General features: G+C 55.2%; 14 protein-coding genes, 1 tRNA gene and 1 pseudogene. 8 read left to right on the forward strand and 8 right to left on the reverse strand.

The window, feature by feature from the left end:
* Positions 1 to 35: 35 nt before the first annotated feature.
* Together phnD and ACEWPJ_RS11110 are read right to left on the reverse strand one after the other, a co-directional pair.
* Positions 36 to 1,007, reverse strand: coding sequence for a phosphate/phosphite/phosphonate ABC transporter substrate-binding protein (phnD, locus tag ACEWPJ_RS11105; RefSeq protein ID WP_416513138.1), 972 nt, complete (start codon positions 1,005 to 1,007; stop codon positions 36 to 38).
* Positions 1,008 to 1,209: 202 nt separating this feature from the next.
* Positions 1,210 to 2,322, reverse strand: coding sequence for a hypothetical protein (locus ACEWPJ_RS11110; RefSeq protein ID WP_416513139.1), 1,113 nt, complete (start codon positions 2,320 to 2,322; stop codon positions 1,210 to 1,212).
* A gap of 334 nt (positions 2,323 to 2,656) precedes the next feature.
* On the opposite strand from ACEWPJ_RS11110, the gene ACEWPJ_RS11115 reads away from it, so the two are divergent.
* Positions 2,657 to 3,697, forward strand: a complete 1,041-nt coding sequence (locus ACEWPJ_RS11115; RefSeq protein WP_416513140.1) for a trans-3-hydroxy-L-proline dehydratase — start codon at positions 2,657 to 2,659, stop codon at positions 3,695 to 3,697.
* 224 nt (positions 3,698 to 3,921) lie between these two features.
* On the opposite strand, the gene ACEWPJ_RS11120 is transcribed toward ACEWPJ_RS11115, so the two are convergent.
* Entirely contained in the window at positions 3,922 to 4,341 is a 420-nt protein-coding gene (locus tag ACEWPJ_RS11120; RefSeq protein ID WP_416513141.1) for a hypothetical protein, read from the reverse strand.
* 184 nt (positions 4,342 to 4,525) lie between these two features.
* Here ACEWPJ_RS11120 and ACEWPJ_RS11125 point away from each other — a divergent pair, with 184 nt between their 5' ends.
* The gene (locus ACEWPJ_RS11125; RefSeq protein WP_416513142.1) at positions 4,526 to 5,509 is read left to right on the forward strand and encodes a helix-turn-helix transcriptional regulator; all 984 of its coding nucleotides are present in this window, start codon (positions 4,526 to 4,528) and stop codon (positions 5,507 to 5,509) included.
* A gap of 440 nt (positions 5,510 to 5,949) precedes the next feature.
* Entirely contained in the window at positions 5,950 to 6,738 is a 789-nt protein-coding gene (locus ACEWPJ_RS11130; RefSeq protein WP_416513143.1) for a phytanoyl-CoA dioxygenase family protein, read from the forward strand.
* Between the two features lie 59 nt (positions 6,739 to 6,797).
* Here ACEWPJ_RS11130 and ACEWPJ_RS11135 read toward each other — a convergent pair whose 3' ends face one another.
* Positions 6,798 to 7,226: an RrF2 family transcriptional regulator gene (locus tag ACEWPJ_RS11135; protein WP_416513144.1), complete on the reverse strand. Its 429-nt coding sequence runs from the start codon at positions 7,224 to 7,226 to the stop codon at positions 6,798 to 6,800.
* An 81-nt stretch (positions 7,227 to 7,307) separates the two neighbouring features.
* On the opposite strand from ACEWPJ_RS11135, the gene ACEWPJ_RS11140 reads away from it, so the two are divergent.
* On the forward strand, positions 7,308 to 7,463 hold the full coding sequence (locus ACEWPJ_RS11140) for a hypothetical protein (RefSeq protein WP_416513145.1): 156 nt from the start codon (positions 7,308 to 7,310) through the stop codon (positions 7,461 to 7,463).
* A gap of 2 nt (positions 7,464 to 7,465) precedes the next feature.
* On the forward strand, positions 7,466 to 7,891 hold the full coding sequence (locus ACEWPJ_RS11145; protein WP_416513146.1) for a group III truncated hemoglobin: 426 nt from the start codon (positions 7,466 to 7,468) through the stop codon (positions 7,889 to 7,891).
* 250 nt (positions 7,892 to 8,141) lie between these two features.
* Here the strand turns inward: ACEWPJ_RS11145 and ACEWPJ_RS11150 are convergent, their stop codons facing one another.
* Positions 8,142 to 8,933, reverse strand: a complete 792-nt coding sequence (locus tag ACEWPJ_RS11150; RefSeq protein ID WP_416513147.1) for an aspartate dehydrogenase — start codon at positions 8,931 to 8,933, stop codon at positions 8,142 to 8,144.
* A 42-nt stretch (positions 8,934 to 8,975) separates the two neighbouring features.
* Positions 8,976 to 9,218 carry an AmiS/UreI family transporter gene (locus ACEWPJ_RS11155; protein ID WP_416513148.1) on the reverse strand — a complete coding sequence of 81 codons (243 nt, stop codon included), beginning with the start codon at positions 9,216 to 9,218 and terminating at the stop codon, positions 8,976 to 8,978.
* 32 nt (positions 9,219 to 9,250) lie between these two features.
* Here ACEWPJ_RS11155 and ACEWPJ_RS11160 point away from each other — a divergent pair.
* Positions 9,251 to 9,397 (forward strand): annotated as a pseudogene (locus ACEWPJ_RS11160) (IS3 family transposase); the annotation flags it as partial.
* Positions 9,398 to 9,569: 172 nt separating this feature from the next.
* A complete protein-coding gene (locus tag ACEWPJ_RS11165; RefSeq protein WP_416513563.1) occupies positions 9,570 to 10,601 on the forward strand; it encodes a fatty acid desaturase in 1,032 nt (343 codons plus the stop codon).
* A 130-nt stretch (positions 10,602 to 10,731) separates the two neighbouring features.
* Here the strand turns inward: ACEWPJ_RS11165 and ACEWPJ_RS11170 are convergent, their stop codons facing one another.
* Positions 10,732 to 11,526, reverse strand: coding sequence for a class I SAM-dependent methyltransferase (locus tag ACEWPJ_RS11170; protein ID WP_416513149.1), 795 nt, complete (start codon positions 11,524 to 11,526; stop codon positions 10,732 to 10,734).
* Positions 11,527 to 11,682: 156 nt separating this feature from the next.
* Here ACEWPJ_RS11170 and aac(6') point away from each other — a divergent pair, with 156 nt between their 5' ends.
* Positions 11,683 to 12,129, forward strand: a complete 447-nt coding sequence (gene aac(6'), locus ACEWPJ_RS11175) for an aminoglycoside 6'-N-acetyltransferase (protein ID WP_416513150.1) — start codon at positions 11,683 to 11,685, stop codon at positions 12,127 to 12,129.
* Positions 12,130 to 12,337: 208 nt separating this feature from the next.
* Here aac(6') and ACEWPJ_RS11180 read toward each other — a convergent pair.
* Positions 12,338 to 12,427: transfer RNA gene (locus ACEWPJ_RS11180), tRNA-Ser, on the reverse strand.
* Between the last annotated feature and the right edge of the window lie 62 nt (positions 12,428 to 12,489).

Here is a 12,489-nt window from a genome sequence, read left to right on the forward strand (position 1 = left end):
AAAACGTCAGCCGGAGATCACCCCGACCTTGCCTGTTACGAACACTCGTATGAGACGCCGTTGGCCTCATCAATGGTGCGAATAACGGACCAGAAGTCCTGATAAGTCATCTCAAGGAACTGCGCTTCGCCGTTCTTCTCAAACTCCTCCTCAAGCGATGTGCCTTCCCATTCGAACGAGAAAAACGCATCGCGGATTTTCTGCTGCAGTTCCGGCGTCAGATTGTGCGCCGTGCCGTAGCCTGTCGTCGGGAAGGTCTGGGATTTGTAGATCGAGACAAGCTGATCTTCAGAAACCACATCACGCTCCAACATCCGCGCCAGCACCGAATTCGCGATGGCCGCCGCCGGATAGTCTTGATTGGCAACACCAAGGATGGAGTTGTCGTGCTTGCCCGAGAAGACCGGTTCGAAATCGTCGCCCGCGCTCATCCCAAACTCGGACGCGAGGATTGCCGATGGTGCCTTGAAGCCCGAATTGGAGGTTTCAGAGGTAAATGCCATCTGGCCGCCACGAATATCCTCAACCTTCTCGATGCCGGAGTCCGGGTGGGTCAGGATTTCCATTTCGTAGCCAAACGACCCATCTTCGCCCGCCATGATCGTGAACGGACGGAAACCCGCGCAATTAACCGCAAGCGGATTGGACCCCGTGTTAAAGCCCGCAATATGCAGGCGCCCGGACCGCATCGCCTCAATCTGGGCTGCGTTGTTCTGAACCGGGAAGAACACGACCTCTTTCCCTGTTGCCTCCTCCAGATGGGTCAAAAAATCGGCCCATGCGGTTTCATAGACCGCCGGGTCTTCGACCGGCGTATAGGCAAAGATCAGAGTGTCGGGGTCAATCAGGTCCGCTGGATCTGTCGGAATATCTGCGATCAAATCGCCGTCCGCATCGCAATAGCGGTCATCCAGATCGCCCCGCGGGCAGTCTTGGGCCACCGACGGCAGTGCTGAGAATGTCAACGCGGCCACAGCAGCAGCGCCGAGAATATGTATCTTGTTCATTTTTCTAACTCCCTAATGAAAACAGCGGCCAAGCCGCTAATCCCCCTCTCGCGGACGGACTCACTGCCTTGCATCTGATCGATTTACACCGCCTATGGCTACCCAATTCTTCGCGGCACCGCAGCATAGGGGTGGCGCGTTACGACGGCTTTCGGAAGGTTTCGCCGGGCGGTGGAACGACCTCCGTTCTCTGTTGCGGAGTTCAAACCTTATAAGTTCGGTAGAGTTGTTCGACCGCCCATTGTGATATTGCAACCAAGCGAAACTCACCCTTTTTGGTCTGGCAGTAGATCGCGACTGTCGTTGAAAAAACCCACGGAACAAAAAGTCGGTCATAGTCGGCCGGTTCAATCTCAATCTTGGTTTCTTCCTTGTCGATGCGCGTCGTGGATTCTTCTAACACGTTACGAATACTGAAATCGCTTTCCAGCTTAGCGGCGACCCGTTGACCGCTGATTTTATCCGACGCTTCCGCTTCAAGCGATGTCTTGATCGAGAGATTGGTTTCCAGTGTCGAATGGATCGTCGATACCACTTCGGCATAGCGCATCGTCGTTTTGCGAACGCCAGCCGGAACAGGCTCGGTCGCGCGAGGGTTGGTATTGATCGAATAAACCGGAACGGCAAAGTAACGATCGACGTAACTCTGTTTCGCGTAGTTATTGCTGTACACGCTATCCCCGACGCCGGGCCAGTCCGATTTCTCAATCTCAGCGATTTCGCCGCGCGCGATAAAGAATTCCTTGGGCGGATACATATATTTATCCGGCATCGCGGCTGCGGCATCGAACTGATCGACTTCCTCGAGCGCTTCAAGTTCGGACCAATTCTGGAAGAGGAGGTTCGAGGCAAGTTCCATTTCCATGTAACGAACGTAGTCGGCGTCTTCCTCGTCTTCCCGAAGAGTATCGTCTCGTTCGACCTGCAAGGCGCCCATCATCGCGGTGATCGTTACGTTCCTGGTGAAGCTGCTCGATTTCTTTTCCAGGGGCGTCCATCCCTCTTGGCTATAGAGGCCAGAGGTATTGAAAATACCTGATGAGTTCCCGACGTAAGGCACATCGACATATATCGACACCGCGCCATAAGATGGTTTGGTTTTGTCAAGCCAAGTGCACGAACACTCATAGCCGGTCCAAGTGCCGCGCGACGCGCGGATACCCAGCGCATAGGCCGTCTCCCCAGGTGCGATGCTCACCGGCTTCTTATCGTCGGTGTTGTCCGTGTACCACCAGCCCCATTTCAGGTCCGGCGCACTAACTGTCAGTTCCCTGTCAGTACCGTTGGTCACATTCAATCTGAGGGCCCAAACCATAATATACTCCATCTGTAATTCAGTTGAAATTGCACAGCAGTCTTTACACTCGTTGCTCGCCCATAGTCGGGCCAGCAATCAGAATACGATTTACCAATACCTGCCACGCGGGATGAATTCCGATAATGTCGCGGCCATTGCGAAGCCTGACCCATCTACAACTTTCGGGCGAAAAAGTCACCGCATTGTTGCGGTTCCACCATCAAGAACAGCTTGATCCAATGGGCGATTGGCCCCGATCCAACATCACATCAGATCGAAAGCCGGCCATTGACTTCGCCGCGCGCCGTGGCTCTGTTCGACGCAGGGTTTCTTTCATCAGACAGGTTCGCCAATGCGGAGCATCAAGACAATTCACGTCGTTTCCTGCCATGCAGAGGGCGAAGTGGGGGACGTCATCGTGGGCGGCGTCGCGCCCCCGCCCGGCGAAACGCTATGGGAGCAGCGCAATTGGATCGCCAAAGATCAGACCCTGCGCAATTTCGTTCTGAATGAACCAAGGGGCGGAGTGTTTCGCCACGTCAACCTGCTCGTCCCACCAAAGCATCCGGACGCGCAAATGGGCTGGATTATCATGGAGCCGGAGGACACCCCGCCAATGTCTGGGTCAAACTCCATCTGCGTTGCGACCGTGTTGCTGGATAGCGGCATTATTCCAATGGAGGAGCCTGTGACCGAGCTGGTCCTCGAAGCGCCCGGCGGCCTGATCCGCGTCCGCGCCGAATGCCGCGACGGGAAAGCGCAGAGTATAACGGTGCAAAACCTACCGTCCTTCACCGGAGAAATTGGGGCTACTCTGGACGTTCCCGGCCTAGGCAGGCTCTCCGTCGATACGGCCTATGGCGGGGATAGCTGTGTCGTGGTGGACGCGGAATCACTTGGCTTCGATCTAATCGCGCATGAGGCCGGGCAACTCGCGGAACTTGGCGTTCGGATCACCAACGCCGCGAACCGGCAGCTACGATTTCACCACCCGGAAAACCCGGAATGGGCGCATTTTTCGTTCTGCCTTTTCGCTGGCCCGTTAGAACGTCAGGGCGCCCACCTCACGACCAAAGCTGCCGTCGCGATCCAGCCCGGAAAGATTGATCGGTCACCAACCGGCACGGCAGGATCTGCCCGCATGGCCCTGCTGCACGCCTCCGGTTTGATGGAGGTCGGAGAGACCCTCACCATCCGCTCAATCATCGACTCCGAATTTCAGGGCAAGATCGTAGATACTGCGATGGTCGGTGATACGCCCGCGATTATTCCGGAAATTACCGGGCGCGGATGGATCACGGGAACACACCAGCACATGCTTGACCCGGATGATCCGTGGCCAGAGGGCTACCGGTTGTCTGATACTTGGCCGAATTATGGATCATCGTCCTAAAGCCGCTGTTGCGGGCCGAAACCGCACACTTTGGGAACGGTCCCTATCGGATCGCGGATAGGCGGGTCTATATCTACCTCACGGCGAATGCAGGAGGTCTTGGGATAACTATGAGCCTCAGCCAGCTAACACTTTACGGAATGGCGAGTTACCTCATCGCAAGCGTGCAAATGTGAACTGCCAAGACCGGAGGGGTTACATCGCCCCGGTCTTGGTGCGTTTCATCACTGCGCAAAGAAGTTCAAAACGGCATCTACTATCATATCGTGCTTAGCCGCCCGTTGCTCACCACCATTCATACAAATGATTTCGTCGCCGGGCTCTTCCTTCGCCAATGCCCCCGCGAACCACGCTTGGTTTAGCGCATTGCCGAACATTCCGTGCGACAGGACCACTAACGGGAAAGCTCCCTCCGCCACGTCGGCATCTTTGACCACGCGCGTTCCAGCCCAGACCTCGCTTTCGAAATCATAGGTCAGCGGCCCCTCGGCATCCGTCGGATACCAAAGGAAGCCCTCAAGATTCCGGTCGCCATCAGGGTCGGCGATTTCAAGGGCGGTCATGGCGGATTGGTAGGTTTCGGCCTGTGCCGAAACAGTGAATGCGGCAGCAACCGCGGCAACTACGAAGGGAAAGTGTTTCATCGAACGCTCCGACTTTTTTGATTTCTGACCCTTCCGAACCTGTGCGGCAAACCGAATTGAAACAACGGGTTGCGCTGCCTATACCTGTCCTTGATCCTGATGCAGGACAGATCCGGACAGAAAGAGGACAGATGGACGGCCCCACACTGGTCAATTTTCCACTGCCAATGATTACCGCATTGCTATGCGGCGTGGTCGCGGTGCTGGTTTGGCGGTTGGAACTGGGAACCATCCGGGCGAGCAGTTGTTCTCGGCGCTGTTTGTCCTTTGCGCTGTCGAGGCACTGTTGGTGGGTCTGCGCTTTGGCTACGGCGTTGAGGCGTTGATCCCACTCCAGCGCACGCTCCCGCTATTCCTTGGGCCTCTAATGTATCTCGGCTTTGCCGCAATGACAGTCGGGAAACGCGGATTGCTGAAACGCGCCCTGTTCCACCTCGGGGCACCAGTCTTGGTCATGACGTTGTTCTGGCTTTTGGTAGAAGACCTGCGCCACCTCGATTGGGTCATCAGCGGCAGCTATTTGTCCTACGTCATCGCGCTATTTCAGCTTTGGCGAAAAGGGCCCGATGCGCTGATCTACGCCCGGATCGACGTCACGCGCAGCTTGTCCAGTTGGATCGTGCGGGGGATGGGCCTGTTTGTCTTCATACTGGTTCTCGACAGCGCAATCGCGCTTGATTTTGCAATGAACCGCGGTGCCAATGCAACTGCGCTAATCTCCTACGGCACGGTTCCGTTGATCCTTGTTCTGCTTGCTATCGTCATCGCATTGCCGCCGATGCTTGCCCGATCCGGTTCATCTGCGCCCCCAGCACCGGAGTCCGGCACAGATGACGCGCAGATCGAAGCGAAGGTGCGCACGCTGATGGATGAGGATCAGCTATTCCTCGACCCAAACCTCACCGTTCAACGGCTCGCCAAACGCTTGCACCTCCCCGCGCGGAGCGTATCCGGCGCGATCAACAGAGCGCGCGGGATGAATGTTTCACAATATGTGAATGAGTTTCGGCTGGCGCACGCATCCGACCTACTTGTCACCAGCGGCGAGAGTGTCACCAAAATCGCCGAGCAATCCGGATTTATGGCGCGGTCCAATTTTTACCGAGAATTTCAGCGCGTCTACGGGCAGTCCCCCATCGAATACAGGAACGCCTGCCAGACCGAATGAAGGACCCTGTTCATCGTAGCGCCAGGAACGGACTGGTGAGAGGTGACTCATCAGACCAGATGAGACGGAGCAGGATCCTGTTGCAGGTTCCCGCAATGTCCATACTTGTACTTACCGTAATGACCGGCCCTTTCCTGACCTTGGAAATCGGAAAGCGCTGCAGCGCGGCTTCACCAGACCGGCCATTCACCACATTTGTAAATTCTTGGTTTAGATGAATTTACGCTTCGCGGGATTATGCAGGCATTCTCTACCCGCATTTCTATGTAGGATAATAGGGATATCATGCGCTGTTTCGTCGATTTGATACTCCAAAAAATGCATGCAAACGAAACAAGGTCAGCAGAAAAGCGGGCAGGACTTCGCCCCGACATAGAATTAGTTTGCCAAATCGACATTTCGCAGATCAGTTTTGATATGCTTCCGGAGAAGAGGATGCCATGCACGAGAAACTGATTAAGAACGTCAAAGACCTGCGCAATGACTATCAGCGCGATGGAGTCGTGGTGATCCGCAAGGCTCTAACAGACCATTGGATAGAGATTTTGCGTTCCGCGATTGAATTGCAGGTCGCCAAAGGTATCCGCTATTTCGCCAATCGCAACATGCGTACCGAGCCTGGTGGATTTCAGGACTTCTGTCTGCATTCGGGTATCGGTCGGATAGTGGCGGATCTGGTCGACTCCCCCTTCACTTCACTGGTGTTTGACCAGATGTTTGTGAAGGAACCGGGCACCAAAACCCAAACCGGCTGGCACACCGATCAGCCCTACTGGCCCATCGCCGGCCCCATCATGAGCACCTGGATCGCGCTGGATCACGTAGATGCCGATAATGGTGCAATGGAGTTCATTCCCGGCAGTCACGCATGGGGCAAGAAATATCGTCCCTTTTTAACTGACCAAAATGGCGGGTTCAAAGAATACCTCAACATCGACGACCCGCAGTATTCCGACATGCCCGATTTTGAGGCTGAACGGGATCAACATCGGATTGTATCCTGGGATATGGAACCTGGCGATATGTTAGCCTTCGACGGTTTTATTGTGCATTCTGCCAAGGGCAATCGAACATCCACACGCCGGCGCCGCGCCTATGCAGTGCGCTATGCGACCAAGGGCGCAGTCTACCGACCCGACCAAGGGGTTGCGCCGTGGTTGGAAGACCCTGCCCTGCAGCCTGGCGATAGATTTGTCAGCGACAAATTTCCGTTGATCTATGGGACCTAAACGTCGATTTCTGCCGAAGACATAAAGGGCTTAATCATCCTCTGGAAATGCGCAGCTCATCAACCATCCAATAGTGTGGCAAGCGCGCGCCGGGACTTTGTCACATCAGCGAGCGTGTAGCGGTCGAGCGTCGCAAAGAACGCCTCCTGCGCCCGAGCCAGAGGGTCGCGCAAACCGCAGGCGGGCAGGATCAGGCAAGATTGATCCGTCCCAAAACACTCGACGACGGGTTGGGCCTTTTTAACGGCGCGGACCACTGCCCCCACGACGATCTGATCCGCCGGCCGCGCAAGGGTCAGGCCACCATTGCGGCCCCTCTCCGACGTAACAAAACCTTCGCGCGCGAGCTGAGTGGCCACCTTCGACAGATGGTTTTCCGACAACCCGAAAATCGCCGCTATCTCTGACGTCGGTAGTCTCTCCGGGTCACGCACCGCCAGCGTCATCAGAATGCGCAACGCATAATCAGTGAACTTGTCCAATTGCATGTCCAATATTTAGCATTTGCAATGCGCAATTAAAAGCGCTAGATAATGCGCACTCAGAATGCGGATTAAGGTACTTATGCCATGACACTGTCTGATGCGTTTCTCTGGCCCGGAACCAAAGCCTGCGAACGCTTGGGGTTGGACCCCGAAGCAGATGCTGGCCTGATCCGCTGGTTTTTCAACACGCTCTTCTATCTGGTGATCGGCCTCGTGATCGTCTGGATCATCGTCGCGTGACCATGCCGCCGCGCATCTCCGTGACCGAAGTGCAGATCGACCGGGTCGTATCGCGGTTCTATGCCCGCGTTCGCGCGCATCCGGCCCTTGGTCCGATTTTTGCCGCGCATGTGGACGATTGGCCAACGCACGAGGAAAAGATCGGGCGGTTCTGGCGCAACGCGTTGCTGCTCCAGCGCTGCTATGACGGCAACCCGATGCGGGTTCATAAAGAGGCGGGCAACGTCAGGAGCGCGCACTTCCCTGTCTGGCTGTCGATCTTCGATTCCGTGCTTCAGGAAGAGCTACCCCCGCCCTTGGCGCAATCATGGTCTGCCCTGACCCACCGGATCGGACGTGGGCTTAGCTTTGGTTTGCCCCAGCAGGATGGGCCGGGCCCGGTTCCTTATCTGGGCGAAGGATGGAACAAGAGATCCGGCGCCGCGTAGAATAATACCGAGCGAGTCTCAGTTTCGCACAGTTATCATCTGACTATCGACCCAAACAACAGAGTGTAGGATGGCTTTGCGCTGGAACATCAAGGGGTGTGCGTTCCACATTTTACGCCAAAATTTGCCCGTCGTTCATCTAACAAACCAAGATGCCGTGAAGGTTTCCCAAAGCCCTGCACCATGTGGCCTTTAAGTCCCGGAAGAGTGCGGGCGCGTAACGCGGACCTAATGTCGAGAATACACCCATTCAGAACCCAATCGCCGCATTCTGACCCGCGACCATTTTTACGACACTCATCGCCGCAAGGGCGGATGTTCGGGCGTTGCCGGGCAACGTCTTTCCGGAGATCGTGAAAGTCAGTTCACCGAAGTCTCCGGTCGCGTGGATTTCGTGGATGTTTGCGTGGACATTCGGATCGGCGATCAGGGAAACGCGTGTATTATCGAACCCGACCCCGGCGATTGCGACCGCGGCGGCGACGTTGGCATTTTTTGGATATTGGGCTGCGGCATCCCGGGCTGATCCTTCGAAATGGGTAGCCGCTTCGGCGGTCAGGGCGTCGAGGTCTAACACCTCCTCGGCGGGTGAGCCTTTCCAGCCGGCGGGTGGTTTGCGCCCGGTATAGGTCACCGATTGCAATGAACCGACACGTGCCGAGGCCAAGGCATCCAACCCGCCAATCGCCCCTGTCGACAAATGTAATGCGGTGCGCCCGACCTGAGCCGCCTTGGTCAGTTCCTGATGAAGCGCGTCATCAGACAGTGCTCCAATTGACACAGTAATCAGCGGCACACCTGCGCGCAGGATATCGGCGCCATGCTGACGCAAACCTTCGTGGCCGGCGCAATCGACGACCACATCCGGTCGAGCAAGGCCCAAAGCCTCGGCGGTTCTGACGTTGGGACCGAGCGCGTTCTTAGCCACCTCGCCCCGTCCGGGTCGTGTGATGGCCAAAACAAGCTCTGCGCCGATACCCGGCAAGGCAGCGGCCAAATATTGCGCGATTGCGCCATGTCCGATTACGCCAACTCTCAGCATTGGGTTCCTCCGGTTCGCGTCCGTTTCGATTGCGTCGATAGGTCAGCTTACGCCGTTCAAAAGCATCATGGCAGGCAGCCAACCGGTGAGAATTCCGGTGATGGTCGTGCTCCACGCAGTCAGTCTTTGGATGGGCCACCGCGCAAAAAGTAGCAGGAAATACATCAGCCACAGCGCCGCCCAAACGCCCCCGCTGACCGCCAGCAACATATCAAGCGCAGTCGTGGCCACCAGCATATCCTGCATCGCGACAGGCGCGACCCAAAGATAGGTTGCACTGAACAACAATGTCAGGGCGGCGGCCCTAACCTGTCTGACATCAGCGCTACCACGAGAGCATCAATAACGTTACACCCGCTGACGTTTACTTCGGGCGCGACAAAGCCATTCTAAAGCAAAGGGAAAGGATCAAACGAAAGGCACTCGAAGCGCGACGCTTGCATCACCGCCTGTGCGCCGCATAAATCTACCAACCAGATGAGCCAGATTCTCTCTTAGTTCAGGCCGCCTTTGGACCCAAAAACTCTGCCGACGGACAGGAACGTACGGAACTGAATAACGTCATGAAGAATGTTATTCGTTGATCAACGTGCGCTTTTGTTTATCAAGATCGTCAACATCGAAAAAAGCAGGTCCATGTTCTATGGTTTACGATCCTCGCGACAATATCCCGACATGAGCGATGCGCGTGATTGGGTAAAGATTCTAGCAAACTACCGCGACCCCAGCACGTTGCGCAGTTCATTTGAACTCGCCGTCACCTTGGGGCCTTTTGTGGCGCTTTGGGCTTTAGCGTGGTGGTCGTTGTCGATCAGTGCATGGCTGACCCTCGCAATATCCCTTTGTAACTCGGCCTTTCTCCTGCGCCTGTTTGCAATCCAACACGATTGCGGACACGGAGCGTTTTTCCATAGCCGGGTCGTGCGCGATTGGTTGGGGCGCGCAATTGGGGTGCTGACGTTGACTCCCTACGACGTCTGGCGACGGTCACATTCCGTTCACCATAGTTCTTCAGGGAATCTTGGTCGCAGGGGGATGGGCGATATCCATATGTTGACTGTCGCAGAGTATCGCGGCCTTACACCTCTCAAGCGCTTGGGCTATCGGCTTTATCGTCACCCAATCGTATTGTTCGGACTGGGACCGGGCTATCTGTTTTTTTTGCAAAACCGATTGCCCTTGGGGCTGATGAGCAAGGCGAAGTACTGGATAAGCGCGATGTGTACGAATGTTGCGATACTCGCTGCGTTGACGCTAATTCTATATTTTGGCGGCGTGATGCCGATCCTGCTGATTTTTCTGCCCTCAACGCTTCTCGCAGCGTCGGCGGGACTTTGGTTGTTCTACGTGCAGCATCAATTCGACACTACGCATTGGGAAGCCGAAGAGGATTGGGATTTGCATGATGCCGCCCTACACGGAAGTTCGCACTATGTGTTGCCACCTGTTCTGCAATGGTTGAGCGCAAATATTGGCATCCACCATGTCCATCACCTTTACAGCCGCATCCCATTCTACCGCTTGCCTGAAGTGTTGCGCGACTACTCCGTCCTTGCGGACGGCAATCGAATGACGATCCGTGAGAGCATTGCGAACGCGCGATTGCACCTATGGGATGAAAACAGCAAAAAGTTACTTTCGTTTTCGCAGGCAGAGAAGACCGTGTGATCAGTGTCGGCCTATTCTTACCGTTGAACGGATCGTTTAATGCTGAGTTGCAGCCCGTCAAATCTACCATCGGGCTCATATTGCAAACGATCTGGGGACCACGAACCCGATGAGGCGATAGCGTCAATACTCAAGGTCGCGCGATCGCTCCAAACACCATTTCTCCTATAACCGTTGCGCCACTTGAACGGCGCTCTTCTGCCAATCGCTGTTCCAGCGTTTCCACGTCGATTTCACGCGCTGTAGCAACACCTGCGGCCTCAATGCGCGGCAACATCACTTTCAGAATATCTGCCGTCAGACCCGCTTGTGTGGGGGTTTCCACCACCGCTTCAGCAGAAATAGTGATGCGTGAGCAACCTGCGGCAGATAGAATTTGATGTAGCTCGAAACCCGTGTTGATGTTTGCGCCTTCGGACTGAACGGTACTCCAAATCCACGACCGCGCCTGACGATGAAGCGGCAGCGATGTGCTTGCGTGCATAATTGATGCATCGTGCTCTTGAACAATGAAAACCCCATCTGGGTTCAATAGCTTGATAAGAGCCTTTGTGGTTTCAATTTGTTGCGGTAAATACATCAGAACACGCCGACACATAATGACATCAAACGTCTCTCCCTGCTCTGCGAATATTCTAATGTCGTGTTCTGCGAAAGATACGTTGCTGACGCCGTCATTTTCGGCTGTCTGACGAGCCACTTGCAACGCGGCGGAGTTCAGATCAATTCCTAGCACCTCTCCACTGTGCCCAACTGCCTTAGCTAGTCGGAACGTAACGTCGCCGCCACCGCATCCAAAATCCAATGCCTTTGCGCCCTGCTCAATACCAGCTTGAGCGATCAAACGGTCTGTAATCGTGCCACCATTATCCATAAGCATGGCAGCTACACGCTCTTTGTTGTCAAAACCATACGTCACGTCCACTAAGGGCTCTCTGCCGCCGTCGGATACACCGCGGCATCAGTCGAAAATCCGGCATATCTAGCGGCTGACGGCCCGAAGCTACCGTTGGTATCGACCAGAATTGCTTCGGCTGGGTATCACATTGCCGGCGTTCCAAAAATTGCGCAGTCTTGGCATATGCCGATACGGATCGCTAACTTCTCGGATCTACATGGTTGGGTTGAACTCCGCGCCCAGCTTTGGGACGATACTCCGCTCGACCGACATCGGGACGAAGCTACTGCGATGCTCGCCAAATCTCCTGATGAATGCATCGTTTTCTTGGATGTCGTCGATGGAACAGGCATCCGTGCATTCGCTGAAGCGGCCCTGCGCTATGATCACGTAAACGGATGCGAGACGTCGCCGGTTGCTTTTCTCGAAGGTGTTTTCGTACGTCCCGAAAATCGAGGGTCCGGCATCGGTCGGTCATTGTTGGGTTCGGTTCAATCCTGGGCACGGAAAATGGGCTGCTCGGAGCTTGCATCTGACGCCGACACCAAGAACCTAGCAAGTCATGCGTTTCACCGAGCCCTGGGCTTCGACGAAACTGACCGCGTCGTGTATTTTCGAAAACCGCTTTAGGTCTGCTTTCCTTCGCTCGAAATCACCTGAGGCGGTCGCAGCACCGATCAATATGGCTCCGATGCCGAAATACCAACTGCAACCCATTGTTTGAGCCGTCCATCTCGAAAACACTCAGCAACGTGCGTGGTAAGCGCGTGTGGAATCATCAGAGATTGGTGGTAATTTTGTTGATATATTACAATGCTTTAAATATAGTAAACTTGTTTGGCGGAGGAGGTGGGATTCGAACCCACGGTAGACTTTCACCTACGTCGGTTTTCAAGACCGGTGCATTCAACCACTCTGCCACTCCTCCGACGGGGTTTCGCTTAAACGCCCGACGCCGATTCTGAAAGGGAATTTCAACGGGGAATTTTG

This window comes from Aliiroseovarius sp. YM-037 (genome assembly GCF_048060095.1).
GTDB lineage: Bacteria > Pseudomonadota > Alphaproteobacteria > Rhodobacterales > Rhodobacteraceae > JBLUOA01.

What these genes read in the sequence shown, in the direction of transcription:
- phnD (WP_416513138.1), bottom strand. Translation starts at nt 1,007, where the DNA reads ATGAACAAGATACATATTCTCGGCGCTGCTGCTGTGGCCGCGTTGACA.
- ACEWPJ_RS11110 (WP_416513139.1), bottom strand. Translation starts at nt 2,322, where the DNA reads ATGGTTTGGGCCCTCAGATTGAATGTGACCAACGGTACTGACAGGGAA.
- ACEWPJ_RS11115 (WP_416513140.1), top strand. Translation starts at nt 2,657, where the DNA reads ATGCGGAGCATCAAGACAATTCACGTCGTTTCCTGCCATGCAGAGGGC.
- ACEWPJ_RS11120 (WP_416513141.1), bottom strand. Translation starts at nt 4,341, where the DNA reads ATGAAACACTTTCCCTTCGTAGTTGCCGCGGTTGCTGCCGCATTCACT.
- ACEWPJ_RS11125 (WP_416513142.1), top strand. Translation starts at nt 4,526, where the DNA reads ATGCGGCGTGGTCGCGGTGCTGGTTTGGCGGTTGGAACTGGGAACCAT.
- ACEWPJ_RS11130 (WP_416513143.1), top strand. Translation starts at nt 5,950, where the DNA reads ATGCACGAGAAACTGATTAAGAACGTCAAAGACCTGCGCAATGACTAT.
- ACEWPJ_RS11135 (WP_416513144.1), bottom strand. Translation starts at nt 7,226, where the DNA reads ATGCAATTGGACAAGTTCACTGATTATGCGTTGCGCATTCTGATGACG.
- ACEWPJ_RS11140 (WP_416513145.1), top strand. Translation starts at nt 7,308, where the DNA reads ATGACACTGTCTGATGCGTTTCTCTGGCCCGGAACCAAAGCCTGCGAA.
- ACEWPJ_RS11145 (WP_416513146.1), top strand. Translation starts at nt 7,466, where the DNA reads ATGCCGCCGCGCATCTCCGTGACCGAAGTGCAGATCGACCGGGTCGTA.
- ACEWPJ_RS11150 (WP_416513147.1), bottom strand. Translation starts at nt 8,933, where the DNA reads ATGCTGAGAGTTGGCGTAATCGGACATGGCGCAATCGCGCAATATTTG.
- ACEWPJ_RS11165 (WP_416513563.1), top strand. Translation starts at nt 9,570, where the DNA reads ATGTTCTATGGTTTACGATCCTCGCGACAATATCCCGACATGAGCGAT.